Genomic DNA, 15359 nt, shown 5'->3' on the forward strand with positions numbered 1-15359 from the left:
TACTGAAATGCAACGCCGTCAGGCGTCCATGCGGGCCGCGGACACGATCGACAGGTACGGCGCATCGATGTCGTACTTCTCGAACGCCGCGAGAGCCGCCCGCGCGAACGTGCGCTGCACCGCCCACTGCCGTCCCGGCTTGGTGCGGGCGGTGATGCGCAACGTCACCGATTCGGCGGTCACGGCATTGACACCCAGCATCTCGGGCGTTTCGAGCACGTCGGCCTCGATCGCGTCACTTCGCGACGCCTCCAGGATGGCGTCGAGGGCCACCTCACATGCCCGCTGAACGTTGGCCGCATGCGCGATCGGCAGATCCACCACCGCCACCGCGTACCCCTGACTCATGTTGCCGACCCGGACGATTTCACCGTTGCGGCAATACCACAGCGTGCCGTTGACGTCGCGGATCGTGGTGACCCGCAAGCCCACCGTCTCCACGGTTCCCACGGCCTCACCGAGATCGACCACGTCGCCCACGCCGTACTGATCCTCGAGCAGCATGAACATGCCCGACAGAAAGTCGCGGACGAGGTTCTGCGCACCGAATCCCAGTGCGAGACCGATCACACCGGCGGACGCGATGAACGGGGCGACGTTCACCCCCAGAATCCCCAGGATCTGCAACACACCCCAGATGAGGACGACGATCGACACAGCGGATTTGAGTACCGAGCCGATCGTCGTGGCACGCTGCGCTCGGCGTTCGTTCGCCATGGCTTCCTTGATGCCTCTCGGCGCTCGCTCACGCAGAGGGCGAAGCATCGCCGGTTTGTCGGTGGCAGTCCGCTGCCGGGTCATCCGGTCGATGAGCCGGTGCAGGGTGAACCGCAGGGCCAGCGCGAGAACGACGTAGATCGCGATCTCGGCAGGGCGGCGAATCAACCAGTCACGGTTGGTTTCGGTCAGTTCGAATGCCAGTAGCGAAGAAAACATCGCACCCGAGTGTACGGACGGACACGACCGGACCACCGCCATCCACCCCCTCCTCACGGCACAATGCAGGAGTGACCGCCACCGACTCAGCCAGTGTTCTCGTCGTCGACGACGACGAGGACGTGCGGACTTCGCTCGAACGTGGTCTGCGCCTGTCCGGATTCACCGTTCTCACCGCAGTCGACGGAGCCGACGCCCTCCGTGTGGTCAGCGAGCGACGCCCGGACGCGATGGTTCTCGACATGAACATGCCCGTCATCGACGGAACCGGTGTCGTGACCGCGCTCCGCGCAATGAACAACGACATCCCGATCTGTGTACTCAGTGCCCGCGACACCGTCGACGACCGCATCTCCGGGCTGGAGTCGGGAGCGGACGACTACCTGGTCAAACCATTTGTCCTGGCGGAGTTGATCGCCCGGATCCGGGCAATGCTCCGGCGGCGCGGTGCGACCACGCCCCCCGCAGCCGATGCCCCCGCGGCTCCGCCGATCCGCGTCGGGGCTCTCGAGATGTTCGTCTCGGCGCGCCGAGTCTTCCTCGCAGGCCACGAAATAACCCTGACCAAGCGGGAGTTCGAACTGCTCGAGGTCCTCGCCCGCAATGTCGGCATCGTCCTGAGCCGCGAACGACTACTGGAACTGGTGTGGGGATACGACTTCGTGGCCGACACCAATGTCGTGGACGTTTTCGTCGGGTATCTGCGGCGCAAGTTCGAAACCGAGGGCCAACCGCGCATCCTGCACACCGTGCGTGGCGTCGGGTTCGTGTTGCGGGAACCGTCGTGAAGCGCTCGTTCTCCCTCCGGACCCGTGTCGCGGCGGCCACCGCGCTCGGGGCGACCATCATCGTCGTGGCGTTGGGCATCCTGGTGGCGCTCGCGATCAACAGGAACAACTTGTCCCAACTCGATCGCCGGCTCGAAACGGCGTCCGACGTGCTGGTTCCCAACGCGGCGACAGCGGGACTGTTCCTCGGCGCGCTGGGCGACAAGGGCGCCTTCGCGATCACCATCCGGTCCGCGGGCGGCGACACCGTTCTGGTGAGTACCCCCACCCGGCTGCCACCGCTCGAACCGGGGTGGCAGTCCGTCGACGTCAACGGCACGAAGTATCGGGCATTCACGGCGACGACGCCCTTCCTGGGGACCCGGATCTCACTCGCCGTCCCGTACTCGGAGGCCCAGGACGTCACCACCGAACAGCAGCGCCAGGTGGCCCTCGTGGGTGTCCTGGCCGTGGCCGCAGCCAGTGGCCTCGGCTGGCTGTTCGGTGGCCGGGCGGTTCGACCCCTGGTCGACCTCACCGGCCGCATCGTGCGCCGCGACCCCGAGTTGACGCCCGCGTCCTCAGGGGTTCGCGAGGCAGACGAACTGGCCTCCGCGGCGGAGTCGATGTTGCGCGATGTCGCCGAGGCGCAGGACGCGACCACCGCCGCCCTGGCCACCGCGCGTGACTTCGCCGCCGTGTCCGCCCACGAACTGCGCACGCCGCTCACCGCGATGCGCACCGACCTCGAGGTGCTGACCACGCATCAGCTGACGTCCGCGCAGCAGAACGAAATTTTTCGCGATCTGATTCGCGCACAGGGCCGGGTGGAATCGACCCTCTCGGATCTGGAGCGGCTGGCCCGCGGAGAATTGTCCACCGACCAGGACTTCGTCGACTGCGACCTCGTCGACATCTGCGATCTGGCGGCCGACGATGCGATGCGGCACCATCCCGGACTGCAGGTCACCGTCGACGCCGTTCCGCTGACGGTCCGCGGGATGCCCGGCGGACTGCGGCTGACACTGGACAATGCGATCACCAACGCCGTCCGGCACGGGGGTGCGACTGCGGTGCGGATCACGCTGAGAGCCGTGGACGACGCCACCGTCATCACCGTCGACGACAACGGTTCCGGCGTACCGGACGCCGAGCGGACTCAGGTGTTCGAGCGCTTCCACCGGGGCACCAACGCCACCAGCAGCGGATCGGGACTCGGCCTCGCGCTCGTTGCTCAACAGGCAGCGCTGCACGGCGGGCGGGCGCACTTCGAGGACAGCCCGCTCGGTGGCGCCCGGTTGGTCGTGGAGCTGCACTCGGCCGACGCACATCCGATGCCGCACCTTCCGGCGCAGAATGCGACAAGTCCCGCCTCACCGAGGTGAAGCGGGACTTGTGACGTGAAGCCGAAAACTATTCCTTGGCGTCCAGCAGATCGATCACGAACACCAGGGTCTTGCCGGACAGCTGGTGTCCGGCGCCGGCCGGGCCGTAGGCCAGCTCCGGCGGGATGGTGAGCTGACGACGTCCGCCGACCTTCATGCCGGGGATGCCGTCCTGCCAGCCTTTGATGAGACCGCGCAGCGGGAACTGGATGGACTCCCCGCGACTCCACGAAGAGTCGAACTCCTCGCCGGACTCGAACTCGACGCCGACATAGTGCACGTCGACGGTGCCCCCCGGAACGGCCTCGGCGCCTTCGCCGACCACCAGATCCTTGATGACCAGGTCGGTCGGGGCGGGTCCCTCCTGGAACTCGATCTCGGGCTTAGTCATGTGTCCTCCTCGGTGAGGGCTGTCTGTTCGGCACAGGTCGCAGATCAGCGGCTTGTGACGTCCTTGTAGTCGCGCTCGGTGTAGCCGGTGTAGATCTGGCGCGGACGGCCGATCTTCGTAGCGGGATCCTCGTGCATCTCCCGCCAGTGTGCAATCCACCCGGGCAACCGGCCCATGGCGAACAAGACGGTGAACATGCGCGTGGGGAAGCCCATGGCGCGGTAGATGAGGCCGGTGTAGAAGTCGACGTTGGGGTAGAGCTTGCGCTCGACGAAGTAGTCGTCGGTGAGCGCCGCCTCTTCCAGTGCCATCGCGATGTCGAGCAGTTCGTCGTCGCCACCGAGTTTGTCGAGGATGGTGTGCGCGGTCTGCTTCACGATGGCCGCGCGCGGATCGTAATTGCGGTAGACGCGGTGCCCGAAGCCCATGAGCTTCACGCCGTCTTCCTTGTTCTTGACCTTGCGGACGAAATCGCCTGCGTTGCTGCCGCTGGCCTTGATCTCGTCGAGCATCTCGAGGACCGCCTGGTTTGCGCCGCCGTGCAGCGGGCCCCAGAGTGCGTTGATGCCGCCGGAGATGGAGGTGAAGAGGTTCGCGTCCGACGATCCGACGAGGCGCACCGTCGACGTCGAGCAGTTCTGCTCGTGGTCGGCGTGCAGGATGAGCAGCATGTCGAGTGCCTTGGCGATCTCCGGGTCGATCTCGTACGGCTCCGCGGGGAAGCCGAACGTCATCCGAAGGAAGTTCTCGACAAGGTTCAGCGAGTTGTCCGGGTACAGGAACGGCTGTCCGACGGACTTCTTGTACGCATATGCCGCGATGGTGGGCAGCTTCGCCAGAAGGCGGATGGTCGACAGTTCGACCTGCTCGGGATCGGCCGGATCCAGGGAGTCCTGGTAGTAGGCCGAGAGCGCGTTCACAGCACTGGAGAGAACAGGCATCGGGTGCGCGTTGCGGGGGAACCCGTCGAAGAACCTCTTGAGGTCTTCGTGCAGCAACGTGTGCCGGCGAATCCGGTCGGTGAACGACTCGAGCTGCGTTGCGGTCGGCAGCTCGCCGTAGATCAGCAGGTAGCTGACCTCGATGAACGTCGACTTTCCGGCCAGCTGCTCAATCGGGTAACCGCGGTAGCGGAGAATCCCGTGCTCACCGTCGATATAGGTGATCGCGGAGCTGGTGGAGGCGGTATTGACGAAACCCGGGTCCAGGGTGGTGTACCCGGTGCTGGCCAGCAGCTTGCCCAGTTCGATACCGTCATTGCCCTCGGTTGCCCTGGCAATGGACATCGTGTGCTCACCACCAGGGTAGGTAAGCGTGGGCTTTGTGTCATTGTCAGGCACGAAGCATCCCTCTCAAGCTCAAACCAATGAGTAACAACTTCATTCAGGTAGAAACTAGTCCCACTCCAGCCCGCACGCTGCAGGAGGGTCCACGGAAAGGCCGCAACCCGCCCCCGCCGCCGAATGCGGCGAGACGATGGTGGCGACGAGCGGAGTACCGCCGCGAGGATGAGACATTTCGTGCGGTGCGAGCTGCCGAGATGAACGGCCGGTGGCCGCCGGAGCGAGAAGAGGCGGCGTTACCTGCATCGATGGCGTCGACGATGCGCAAACGCACAATCACGCCAGGAAAGCGGTGAGGGGACCTGCCGTAGTAATACTGCCCTCGACCGAACCCGGACACGGCAACAGAAGAACCCCCGCGGAACTTATCGAGCGATGCACCGCCGGTGTTACACCGTCTCACTCTGTGGACATATGTCGCCGCGGACCGGACCGTCAGGAACCCACTGCGGTCATGCCCCACCTGCCGGACCAATGCTGCCCGGGAGCGAGCACCAACTGGTCGATGCCGGAGTTGAACGAATCCGGTGGACAGGTCATCGGTTCGAGGGCCAGCGCCCGTCCGCGGCCCGGATAGGGCTTGCCGTCCGCCGGATCGGCGATGAAAGCCTGCAGCCAGCCGAACTCGCGGCTAGCCCACAACATGGTTCCGGTGCCGTCCGGGGCACGCAGTTCGTGCCGGGACCTACCGTCCGGGTCGACGTCCAACGCGCTGAACGGCGTGTCGAGCGACACCCCGGCGAGGGGGCGGGGACTGGTGAAGTCGTAGTCGCTGCCGGCAACAGCCTGCGAACCACCGTTCGGCAACCGGCGGTCGTCGAGCGGCAACCGGGTGCCTGCGGACAGGCGGAGCGTGCATTCGTCGAGGGGAACGTCGCCGACGCGGACGTACGAGTGCATTCCCAAGCCGAACGGCGCCGGAATTGCCCCGGTATTGGTGGCGGTGTGTGTGACCGTCAGGCCCGAAGCGTCGAGAGCATATTCGACGGTCACCCGCAGCGGATACGGCCAGCCCTTGTGAAGTCCCACATCGATCGACATCTCCACACGGTTCTCGGCGCGGCTGACGACACGCCAGTCCCGGCGACGGACGAAGCCGTGACTGGCGTTGCCGAACTCCGTATCCGTGATCTCGAGCTGGTGTTCGATACCGTCGAAGACGAAATGACCGTCACGGATCCGGTTGGGCCACGGGGCGAGGATCAACCCCGCGGACAACGGCGGTCTGGACCCGAGTTCCCACGTTTCGGTCAGCGCCCGCGGACCGTCCGGGCCGTGCCATTCGAGGCGTCGCAGCCCAGCCCCCGTGACTGCGATCTCGGCCCGGTAGCCGCCTCCTCGGATCTCCACTCCGCCCGCTGTGGACCTCTTCGATTCCGACGACTGCGGTTCACCCATGCACCACAGTGTGCCCGAAATCTGTGACAGGGCACAGGAACCTAACGGGCGACCTTGTATCGCACCAGCGCCGGGAATGCCACTGCGGCGATTACCACACCGACGACGACGAGGACGCCACCACCGGCCGCGGCGACGCTCGTTCCGACTGCAGCGGCGGCAGCGCCGTGCAGGACGTCACCGATGCGGGGCCCGCCGGCGACGACGACGATGAACACACCCTGCAACCGTCCGCGCATCTCGTCGGTGGCCACCTGCTGGAGCATCGTGCTGCGGAACGCCGCGGACACCATGTCGACGGCACCACCGAACGCGAGGAAGGCGAGAGCCGCCCACAACAGGACCGGACTCGAGCCCGGGGACGCAATCCCCACCACGAGACCGAAGCCCAGCATCGCCAGCCCCCACAGCACGATGCACACGATCACGGCGAGTCCCTGTCGGCGCACCCGCGGCAACCAGCCGGAGAACACACCACCGGCGACCGCCCCCACGGACATCGCCGCGAACAGTAGACCGAGGGCGACACCGCCGCCTGCAGGGTCACCGAAGGTGTCGTGGGCGATCTGCGGGAACAGCGCCCGGGGCATCCCGAAGACCATGGCAATGATGTCGACCACGAACGACGCGAGCAGCACCTTCTGGGTGGCCAGGTAGGCGAAGCCGTCGAACACTTCCCGGAATCCCGCGCGCCGCGACTCCCCCACCGGTGGGATGGCGGGCAGCCGGAGTACCGCCCACAGGGTGGCCAGCAGTGCTATCGAATCGACGAGATACAGCGTCGACAGGCCGACGGCAGGAATCATGACCCCGGCGAGCAGGGGTCCGGCAATCGCGCCGAACTGCATCACCGTCATGTTCAGCGAGTTGGCCGCCGCCAGCTGCCCCATCGGTATCAGCCGCGGGATGATCGCGCTGCGGGTGGGCTGATTGACGGCGAAGAACGCCTGTTGCAAAGCAAGGAGTCCCAGTACCAGCCACACGTTGTTCAGGCCGAGCGCCGCCTGTACCCAGAAGAGAACCGAGGTCACCCCGAGTCCCACCGTGGTGATCGTCAGCAGGGTGCGCCGATCCATCACGTCGGCGAGGGCGCCGCCCCACAAGCCGAAGACGATCAGCGGTACCAGGGCGAACGCTCCCGTGAGGCCCACGTACGCGGAGCTGCGCGTGATCTCGTAGACCTGCTGGGGAACCGCGACCACGCTGAGCTGGCCCCCGATGACGGTGACGATCCCGGCAGTCCACAGGCGCCGGTAGTCCTTGTTCTCGAGTGGGGTCGTATCTGCGAGGAACCTTCGGGGCCGACGATCCCGGGTCACCTGTCCGGTCATGGCTGCAGCCGTTCGACGCTCCACCGGTCTCCGTGCCTCGAAGTCCGGATTCGGTTGTGCATCCGGTTGGCCCGGCCCTGCCAGAATTCGACCACCTCGGGGCGGATGAGGATCCCACCCCAGTTCGGCCGGACCGGGACGTCGACGTCGACACCGAAGCGTTCGGCGACGTGCAAGAGCGCAGCATCGAGTTCGGCCCGCGAGCCGATCGGCCGCGACTGCTCCGACGCCCACGCACCGAGCCGCGACCCCCGCGGCCTGCTGTGCCAGTACTCGTCGGTGACCTCGGCGCTGACCCGTTCGGCGGGACCGCGAACGGTGATCTGCTTGGCGATCGGCACCCAGGTGAAGGTCACCGACGCGTACGGAACGGCGGCGAGCTGCCTCCCCTTGTCCGACTCGTAGTTGGTGAAGAACAGCACTCCGGCCGGGCTCAGGCCCTTGCAGAGAACGGTGCGCGTGCAGGGGTGGCCGTGTTCGTCGACGGTGCCCAGCGTCATCGCATTGGGCTCGGGAATTCCCGCCTCCACGGCGTCCTCGAGCCAGCGACGCATCAACGGCAGCCAGCCGTCTTTCAGCTGCTCGGCGTCCAGATCGGACTCTTCGGACCGTCCGGCGATGCCCTGATGTCCGTAACCGACGCGCATCGTCGCGAGGTCGTTGTTCGCCGGACCCGGCTGTTCTGCATCTGATGACACAGCGGAGAACGCTACTCCCGGGTATGCACTGACTGCCCTTCCGGTGACACCGGCTAAAGTTTTGGGGACCGAACCCGCCTTTGCTGAACCGTCGCCTCCACCGCGCGACACCAGGAGGGTGGGAGGCCGATTGCGCGGACGAACGAGTGCCTGCCCATCCCGCATGCACGATCAGCGCAGTTGTCGAAACGCCGAGGCAGTGCCGCTCTGACCGGGGGCACTCGAACGAGGAGAGTCCACGAGCTATGTCAGCGAGCGCGGCAATACCGGAGGATTTCGTCAGCGGTCTGGAGGGCGTGGTCGCCTTCACCAGCGATATCGCTGAACCCGACAAGGACGGCGGCGCCCTGCGCTACCGCGGCGTCGACATCGAAGACCTCGTCGGCAAGCACGTCACCTTCGGCAACGTCTGGGCACTGCTCGTCGACGGACGCTTCGGCCCCGGCCTGCCCCCGGCCGAACCCTTCCCCCTGCCCGTGCACACCGGCGACGTCCGCGTCGACGTCCAGGCCGGCCTCGCGATGCTCGCCCCGATCTGGGGATACCAGCCCCTCCTCGACATCGACGACGACACCGCCCGCGAACAACTCGCCCGCGCCTCCGTGATGGCCCTGTCCTACGTCGCCCAGTCCGCCCGCGGCATCTACCAGCCCGCCGTCCCGCAGAAGCGGATCGACGAGGCCAAGACCGTCACCGAACGATTCATGGTCCGCTGGAAGGGCGAGCCCGACCCCGCCCACGTCGAAGCGATCGACGCCTACTGGGTCTCCGCCGCCGAACACGGCATGAATGCGTCCACCTTCACCGCCCGCGTCATCGCCTCCACCGGCGCCGACGTCGCCGCCTCCCTCTCCGGGGCGATCGGTGCGATGTCCGGCCCGCTGCACGGCGGCGCCCCCGCCCGCGTCCTGCCGATGATCGAGGACACCGAGAAGTCCGGTGACGCCCGCGCCCTGGTCAAGGGCATCCTCGACCGCAAGGACAAGCTGATGGGCTTCGGTCACCGCGTCTACCGCGCCGAAGACCCCCGCGCCCGCGTGCTGCGCGCCACCGCGAAGCGGCTGAACGCCCCCCGCTACGAAGCGGCCGCCGCCCTCGAGCAGGCCGCCCTCGCCGAACTCCGCGAGCGCCGCCCCGACCGGGCCATCGAAACCAACGTCGAGTTCTGGGCCGCGGTCATCCTCGACTTCGCCGAGGTTCCCGCGCACATGATGCCCGCGATGTTCACCTGCGGCCGCACCGCCGGCTGGTGCGCCCACATCCTCGAACAGAAACGTCTGGGCAAGCTCGTCCGCCCCGCCGCCATCTACACCGGCCCCGCACCCCGCACCCCCGAGTCCGTCGAGGGCTGGGACCAGATCGCCCACACCAGCTGAACACCCTCACCGGAAATATCAGTAAGGAACAGAAAGTAGCGATGACCTCCACACCGATCATCCCCGCAGACCTCCTGCCCGCCGACGGACGTTTCGGCTGCGGACCCTCCAAGGTTCGCCCCGAACAGCTTCAGTCGCTGGTGGAGGTGGGCTCCTCGGTGTTCGGCACCAGCCACCGCCAGAAGCCCGTCAAGGACGTCGTCGCCAGCGTGCGTTCCGGGCTCGCCGACCTGTTCTCCCTGCCCGAGGGATACGAGGTGGTTCTCGGCAACGGCGGCACCACCGCGTTCTGGGATGCCGCGGCGTTCGGCCTCATCCGGGAGAAGTCGCTGCACCTGACGAACGGCGAGTTCAGCTCCAAGTTCGCGTCGGTCGCGAAGAACAACCCGTTCATCGGTGATCCGATCGTCGTGTCGGCCGAGCCGGGCAGCGCCCCCGAGCCGGTGTCCGACCCGTCCGTCGACCTCATCGGCTGGGCACACAACGAAACCTCCACCGGTGTCGCAATCCCCGTGTCCCGTCCCGCCGGGTCGGAGAACGCCCTCATCGCCATCGACGCCACCTCCGGTGCCGGCGGACTGCCGGTCGATGTCTCCGATGCCGACGTCTACTACTTCGCGCCGCAGAAGAACTTCGCGGCCGACGGTGGGTTGTGGATCGCGCTGATGAGCCCGAAGGCCCTCGAACGGGTGGCGGAGATCAAGGACTCGGGTCGCTGGACCCCCGAATTTCTCTCGCTGCCCATCGCCGTGGACAACAGCTCGAAGGATCAGACGTACAACACGCCGGCCGTGGCGACACTCCTGCTGCTGGCCAACCAGATCGAGTGGCTGAACAAGCAGGGCGGCCTCGACTGGGCCACCTCGCGCACCGCGGATTCGTCCTCGCGTCTCTACCAGTGGGCCGAGGCGACCGAGTACACCACCCCGTTCGTCAGCGATCCCGCGCACCGCTCGCAGGTGGTCGGCACCATCGACTTCGACGACAAGATCGACGCCGCCCAGGTGGCGAAGATCCTGCGCGCCAACGGTGTGGTCGACACCGAGCCGTACCGCAAGCTCGGCCGTAACCAGCTCCGCGTCGGCATGTTCCCGGCCGTCGACCCCGAGGACGTCACGCAGCTCACCAAGTGCGTCGACTGGGTCGTCTCTCAGCTCGGCTAGTGAACTGAATCGACGTCAGCCCCCGGCATGTGCTGCCGGGGGCTGACGTCGTTTTCAGTCGGTGGCGGTTTCAGTCGGTGGCGAGGAATCGGTGGAACGGAGCGAGAGCCTCGTCCCCGAGGTGAGGGCCGCTGACCTCGATCTCGACGTCGGTGGACTCCACCACGTCGGAGCACCGCAGGCCGAACCGCGGCCCGTCCGGGAGGATTCGGCCGAAGTCGTCGGACGACGCGGCGAAGACGACCCGTCTGATCCCTGCCAAGACCATCGCGGCGCTGCACATCGGGCAAGGCTCACCGCTGGCGTACATGGTGGCGCCGACGAGCTGCTCTGTCCGCCCCTCGGCGCAGGCCGTGGTGATCGCATCGAGTTCGGCGTGCTCGGTGACGTCGCCGGACGTGGCGACGGAATTGGCGCCCTCGCTGATGACGTGTCCATCGGAGCCGACGGCCACCGCACCGAAGGGTCTGTTGCCCGCGTCTCCGGTCTCGTCGGCCAGTTCGATTGTGCGCCGCAGATGGGCGAGGTCGGTGTCGTCGACATCGGTATGGCTCATCGTCGGTGTGTCCACTTCTGTTCCGACTTCCCGTTCCCGGGCTCTGCCGATCAGTATGCGCGCCACGACCACGTCCTGGGAGCCGATCCCGACGGAGTGATGGACGGTGTCCGGGATGAATCGCGACTCCGAAACGTCGAAGCCTAACGCGGACATGATCCTCTGTGCCGCGACCACGGCCGCGCGTGTCCTCCCGCATCGGCTGTCACGAATGAATTACAGTTGGCGCGGTACATCGTCGCGAGCCGGCGCGATAAGGAGGTCAACGTGCGAGAGCTTCGAGTGATCGGTCTCGAGCCAGATGGTTCGCACGTCGTGTGCGCTGATGCTGCTACCGGCGAAAAATTCCGGCTTCCCGCCGATGACAAGCTCCGCGCAGCATCCCGCGGGGACATCGCTCGACTCGGCCAGATTGAGATCGAAATGGACAGTCAGCTCAGACCCCGTGAGATCCAGGCCCGCATTCGCGCCGGCGCTTCCGTAGAGCAGGTGGCTGACGAGGCCGGTATTCCGCTGTCGAAGGTGGAACGCTTCGCCTACCCGGTTCTACTCGAACGCTCCCGTGCCGCCGAGATGGCGCAGGGTGGACATCCGGTACGCGACAACGGCCCTGCCGTTCCGACGCTGGCCGAGATCGTCACCCAGGCTTTCCGGGCGCGCGGACACAACATCGACGACGCCACGTGGGACGCCTGGCGTGACGAGGACAACCACTGGGTCGCCCAGCTGCAGTGGCAGGCGGGCCGCACCACCAACGCCGCGCACTGGCGGTACCAGCCGGATGCCCACGGCGGCACCATCGTCGCGCTCGACGACACCGCGTTCGACCTGATCGATCCCGACTTCGGCCGTCCACTGCGCGGATTGGCTCCCGTGGCATCCGACGAGCCCGAGCAACTCGAGTTCGTCGACTACCCGGCGGAGTCCCCATCGCCTGCGGCGGAGCCGGAGCGCATCGTCGAAGCCGAAACCGACGTGCCCGAGCCGATCGACGAAGACACCGAGCCCGAGCAGACCGCACCGAAGGTCGCTCCGCACCAGACCTCCAACAGGGACAAGCGCGGGAAGCCGTCGCTTCCGTCGTGGGACGACGTTTTGCTCGGCGTTCGCAGCAGCGGACGCTGATCACCGGCGCGGTGAACAGGCCGGGAACACGGTCGTGGTCGTACTCTTTCAGGTAAGCACCGAAAGAGAGGGATGACCGTGGGGGCGAAGGTATCAACGATCTGGTACGTCGACACCCCCGATCCGGTCACCGTCCTACGTGGACACCCACAATCCGATCCTGATGCCGCCCAGGCACTCGCCAGCCGGCTCTATCCCGATCTGGTGGCCACGCCGACCGGTTCGGCGTCGCTGTCCGAGGCGTCCGCCGTCGACCAGGACGGCACCGTGTATATCGGTTGCTACCCCGGTGTCACCGTCGTGTGCAGTGCTGATCTGACGATTCCCCGCCCGTCGACACTGCCTGAAAGCTGGTTGCCGGTCTCGGAATTCGAGCGAATCTACTATGTGGCGTCCAAGCCCGGCCTCGCGTGGGGTTCGTTCGCAATGTGGGAGAACGGCAAGATGGCCCGATCCTTCAGTGCGACACCGGTGCACATCCATGAAGACCTCGGCCTACCCCTGGTGTGGGAAAGACCTTACTGGGCGGGCGAGTTCCCGCTGCGGTATCCGCCGGGGGTTCTTCCCGATCCGCAGTCGCTGCCGTTCCACCCACAACAGTTCGCCGAAGGCGCCAACCGGAACTGGCTGGGATTCCGCTACACCGGACCCCGAGAGGACTCCGAGCTCGACCCGAAGTCCCTCCCGGTACTCGCCTTCAGCGTGCACCGCCCCGGCGAAGGGCCCACGGACGTGGAGGAGCAGCCGGAAACGCCGGAGCCGGAACCGGTATCAGCACCGGCGCCGGAACCGGCCCCCGTTGCCGTCGAACCACCCTCGGCCACCCGCAAGCCAGGACGCCTGCGCAGGTATTTCGGTTTCTGAACGGTCAGCCGGCGCCCGCGAGAGCCGCGACCCATCCCACGAAAACTCCTACGCCCATTCCGTATACCACCCAGCGCCACACCGGTGTCCGGCGGAACCGCCACGCAGTCGGGGCGACACCCGCCACCACCACCAGCTCCAGGAAGACCGCGAGCACCGCGTTGATGCGGGCCAATTGGGTGCCGAAGGCGATGACCGCGGTCGCCACGACGACCGCCGTGAATCCGGTGACGAGTAACCCCGTGAACCACGGGGCCCCGGCGCCGGACACCGGCCGTGGTGCAGGCGGCACCGTCACCGACCCGTCCGGACGCGTTCGTAGAACGCCATCGCGGCGGCGGTGGCCACGTTCAGCGAATCCGTCCCCGGGGCCATCGGGATGCGGGCACGGACGTCGGTGGCGCGCATGGCATGTTCGGTGAGGCCTGGGCCTTCCGCGCCGAGCAGGACGGCGACCTTCTCCCCCGTCATGGCCTCGGCCAAGGTGATCGCTTCGGGGTTCGGCGTCAGCGAGATCAATTGGAACCCGCGCTCGCGCAACGCGTCGAGGTCGCGGGGCCAGGCCGACACGTGTGCGAACGGAACGCGCAGAACGTGACCCATGGACACTCGCACCGCCCGGCGGTAGAGCGGGTCCGCGCAACCCTTGCCGAAGACGACGGCGTCCACTCCCAGCCCGGCAGCGTTGCGGAACATGGAACCGAGGTTCTCGTGATCGTTCACTCCCTCGAGGACAGCGACCGTTCGCGCGTTGTCGAGCACCTCCGGCAAGTCGAGCGGCACCGGCCGACGTGCCGCGGCCAGTACGCCGCGGTTGAGATGGAATCCCACGACCTCCGCCATGACATCCGCCGTCGTTCGGTAGAACGGGACGTCCACCTGAGCCAGGTCGTCCGCGAGTTCCCCGAGCCGGCGATCGACGCCCAGAAGCGCGATCGGGTCGAAACGAGAGGCAAGCAGGCGCTGAGCCACCAGCACGCCTTCCGCAATCACCAGGCCCTTACCTTCGGGAAGATCCGGGCGGCGATCCGAGGAGTTGAGATCGCGGAAGTTGTCCAGCCGCGAATCGGCCGGATCTGCTATGTCGATGACGGAAACCACTGGTCCATCGTGCCGTATGTGCAGAGTCACCCCGTTGACTCCCCACCACCGAACGCGAAAGCTCGAAGGGATGAAGCAACTGCGCGGACGCACGGCTCTGGTGACGGGTGCCTCCGGCGGCCTCGGCCGCGTCATCGCACGGGCGCTGGCGTGTGAAGGCGTCACCGTCGCGGTGTCCGGCCGGCGCGAGGATCGACTCGCGCAAGTCGTCGGTGAACTGCGTGCTCTCGGTGTGCGCGCCGAGGCCGTGCCCGGGGACCTCAACCGACTGGAACAGCTCGATTCGCTCATCGAACGCACCGAGGCGGCAGTCGGTCCCCTCGACTTACTGGTGAACAACGCCGGTGTGGAGAACGTCTCGGCCTTCACCCGACTCGACCCCGGCGAGCTCACCGCAATGGTCGACGTCAATCTCACCGCACCACTGCTTCTCACACGCCGAGTGGTTCCCGGGATGCTCGACCGCGGTTGGGGACACGTGGTGCTCATCTCTTCGCTGGCAGCGAAGATCGGTCCGGCGTACTGCGCGCCGTACGCCACGACGAAGGCGGGCCTGATCGGTCTCACCCAGTCGCTGCGGGCGGAGTACGCGGGCTCGCCCGTCGGCTTTTCCGTCGTGTGCCCCGGATTCATCGCCGGCGACGGCATGTACCAACGCATGACGGAACGCGGCATCAGGGCCGGCCGGATCACGGGCGAGACCACCACCGACAAGGTCGCCGCCGCCGTGATCCGGGCAATCCAGCGTGACCGGCCCGAGATCGTCGAGAGCGGTGCCCCGATCCGCCCGCTGCTCGCTCTGGGGCAGATCGCGCCGGGACTGGTCGAACGGGTGGCCGCGCGGTTCGGCGCCACCGCGATGTTCCGACGGTTGAGCGAGGACCGCGGCAGGGTGGAGCCGGACGCTTGACGGCGGCAAGCTCCT

General features: G+C 66.9%; 16 protein-coding genes. 7 read left to right on the forward strand and 9 right to left on the reverse strand.

What is annotated here, in order from left to right:
- Positions 1–18: 18 nt before the first annotated feature.
- A complete protein-coding gene (locus L1080_RS18900; protein ID WP_213573358.1) occupies positions 19–936 on the reverse strand; it encodes a mechanosensitive ion channel family protein in 918 nt (305 codons plus the stop codon).
- Positions 937–1007: 71 nt separating this feature from the next.
- Between L1080_RS18900 and L1080_RS18905 the strand changes: the two genes are divergently transcribed.
- Together L1080_RS18905 and L1080_RS18910 are read left to right on the forward strand one after the other, a co-directional pair.
- Complete coding sequence (locus L1080_RS18905; protein ID WP_250777990.1) at positions 1008–1724, forward strand: response regulator transcription factor; 717 nt, start codon at positions 1008–1010, stop codon at positions 1722–1724.
- Complete coding sequence (locus L1080_RS18910) at positions 1721–3088, forward strand: sensor histidine kinase (RefSeq protein WP_250777992.1); 1368 nt, start codon at positions 1721–1723, stop codon at positions 3086–3088. The genes L1080_RS18905 and L1080_RS18910 overlap by 4 nt, the downstream gene beginning before the upstream one ends.
- Positions 3089–3116: 28 nt before the next feature.
- On the opposite strand, the gene L1080_RS18915 is transcribed toward L1080_RS18910, so the two are convergent.
- The 5 genes from L1080_RS18915 to pdxH form a co-directional block, all read right to left on the reverse strand.
- Complete coding sequence (locus tag L1080_RS18915) at positions 3117–3479, reverse strand: FKBP-type peptidyl-prolyl cis-trans isomerase (protein WP_109327431.1); 363 nt, start codon at positions 3477–3479, stop codon at positions 3117–3119.
- Positions 3480–3523: 44 nt separating this feature from the next.
- Positions 3524–4819 carry a citrate synthase gene (locus L1080_RS18920; RefSeq protein ID WP_109327430.1) on the reverse strand — a complete coding sequence of 432 codons (1296 nt, stop codon included), beginning with the start codon at positions 4817–4819 and terminating at the stop codon, positions 3524–3526.
- A 438-nt stretch (positions 4820–5257) separates the two neighbouring features.
- A complete protein-coding gene (locus L1080_RS18925) occupies positions 5258–6220 on the reverse strand; it encodes an aldose 1-epimerase family protein (RefSeq protein WP_250777994.1) in 963 nt (320 codons plus the stop codon).
- A gap of 41 nt (positions 6221–6261) precedes the next feature.
- On the reverse strand, positions 6262–7551 hold the full coding sequence (locus tag L1080_RS18930) for an MFS transporter (RefSeq protein ID WP_159926947.1): 1290 nt from the start codon (positions 7549–7551) through the stop codon (positions 6262–6264).
- Entirely contained in the window at positions 7548–8198 is a 651-nt protein-coding gene (gene pdxH, locus L1080_RS18935) for a pyridoxamine 5'-phosphate oxidase (RefSeq protein ID WP_250778002.1), read from the reverse strand. Before pdxH ends, L1080_RS18930 begins: the two co-directional genes overlap by 4 nt.
- 296 nt (positions 8199–8494) lie before the next feature.
- Between pdxH and L1080_RS18940 the strand changes: the two genes are divergently transcribed.
- Positions 8495–9625 carry a citrate synthase 2 gene (locus L1080_RS18940; protein ID WP_109327424.1) on the forward strand — a complete coding sequence of 377 codons (1131 nt, stop codon included), beginning with the start codon at positions 8495–8497 and terminating at the stop codon, positions 9623–9625.
- Between the two features lie 41 nt (positions 9626–9666).
- Positions 9667–10788: a phosphoserine transaminase gene (gene serC, locus L1080_RS18945; protein WP_159919885.1), complete on the forward strand. Its 1122-nt coding sequence runs from the start codon at positions 9667–9669 to the stop codon at positions 10786–10788.
- A gap of 70 nt (positions 10789–10858) precedes the next feature.
- Here the strand turns inward: serC and L1080_RS18950 are convergent, their stop codons facing one another.
- Positions 10859–11344: a nucleoside deaminase gene (locus L1080_RS18950; RefSeq protein ID WP_159926943.1), complete on the reverse strand. Its 486-nt coding sequence runs from the start codon at positions 11342–11344 to the stop codon at positions 10859–10861.
- Positions 11345–11611: 267 nt separating this feature from the next.
- Between L1080_RS18950 and sepH the strand changes: the two genes are divergently transcribed.
- Complete coding sequence (gene sepH, locus L1080_RS18955; RefSeq protein ID WP_159919883.1) at positions 11612–12469, forward strand: septation protein SepH; 858 nt, start codon at positions 11612–11614, stop codon at positions 12467–12469.
- Between the two features lie 72 nt (positions 12470–12541).
- Complete coding sequence (locus L1080_RS18960; protein ID WP_250777996.1) at positions 12542–13333, forward strand: DUF6928 family protein; 792 nt, start codon at positions 12542–12544, stop codon at positions 13331–13333.
- A 4-nt stretch (positions 13334–13337) separates the two neighbouring features.
- Here L1080_RS18960 and L1080_RS18965 read toward each other — a convergent pair whose 3' ends face one another.
- The gene (locus tag L1080_RS18965; protein WP_374436249.1) at positions 13338–13631 is read right to left on the reverse strand and encodes a DUF2537 domain-containing protein; all 294 of its coding nucleotides are present in this window, start codon (positions 13629–13631) and stop codon (positions 13338–13340) included.
- Positions 13628–14434: a TrmH family RNA methyltransferase gene (locus L1080_RS18970; RefSeq protein WP_159919879.1), complete on the reverse strand. Its 807-nt coding sequence runs from the start codon at positions 14432–14434 to the stop codon at positions 13628–13630. The genes L1080_RS18965 and L1080_RS18970 overlap by 4 nt, the downstream gene beginning before the upstream one ends.
- Before the next feature lie 70 nt (positions 14435–14504).
- Here L1080_RS18970 and L1080_RS18975 point away from each other — a divergent pair, with 70 nt between their 5' ends.
- Positions 14505–15344, forward strand: coding sequence for an SDR family NAD(P)-dependent oxidoreductase (locus L1080_RS18975; protein ID WP_250777998.1), 840 nt, complete (start codon positions 14505–14507; stop codon positions 15342–15344).
- Positions 15345–15359 lie beyond the last annotated feature (15 nt).

Origin of the sequence: Rhodococcus sp. MSC1_016, assembly GCF_023667485.2 — a bacterium.
GTDB classification, from domain to species: Bacteria; Actinomycetota; Actinomycetes; order Mycobacteriales; family Mycobacteriaceae; genus Rhodococcus_F; species Rhodococcus_F oxybenzonivorans.

Bases quoted from the DNA above. Each gene is read 5' to 3' on its own strand.
- L1080_RS18900 (WP_213573358.1), bottom strand. From the start codon at position 936: ATGTTTTCTTCGCTACTGGCATTCGAACTGACCGAAACCAACCGTGAC.
- L1080_RS18915 (WP_109327431.1), bottom strand. From the start codon at position 3,479: ATGACTAAGCCCGAGATCGAGTTCCAGGAGGGACCCGCCCCGACCGAC.
- L1080_RS18925 (WP_250777994.1), bottom strand. From the start codon at position 6,220: ATGGGTGAACCGCAGTCGTCGGAATCGAAGAGGTCCACAGCGGGCGGA.
- L1080_RS18930 (WP_159926947.1), bottom strand. From the start codon at position 7,551: ATGACCGGACAGGTGACCCGGGATCGTCGGCCCCGAAGGTTCCTCGCA.
- pdxH (WP_250778002.1), bottom strand. From the start codon at position 8,198: ATGCGCGTCGGTTACGGACATCAGGGCATCGCCGGACGGTCCGAAGAG.
- L1080_RS18940 (WP_109327424.1), top strand. From the start codon at position 8,495: ATGTCAGCGAGCGCGGCAATACCGGAGGATTTCGTCAGCGGTCTGGAG.
- serC (WP_159919885.1), top strand. From the start codon at position 9,667: ATGACCTCCACACCGATCATCCCCGCAGACCTCCTGCCCGCCGACGGA.
- L1080_RS18950 (WP_159926943.1), bottom strand. From the start codon at position 11,344: ATGAGCCATACCGATGTCGACGACACCGACCTCGCCCATCTGCGGCGC.
- L1080_RS18960 (WP_250777996.1), top strand. From the start codon at position 12,542: ATGACCGTGGGGGCGAAGGTATCAACGATCTGGTACGTCGACACCCCC.
- L1080_RS18975 (WP_250777998.1), top strand. From the start codon at position 14,505: ATGAAGCAACTGCGCGGACGCACGGCTCTGGTGACGGGTGCCTCCGGC.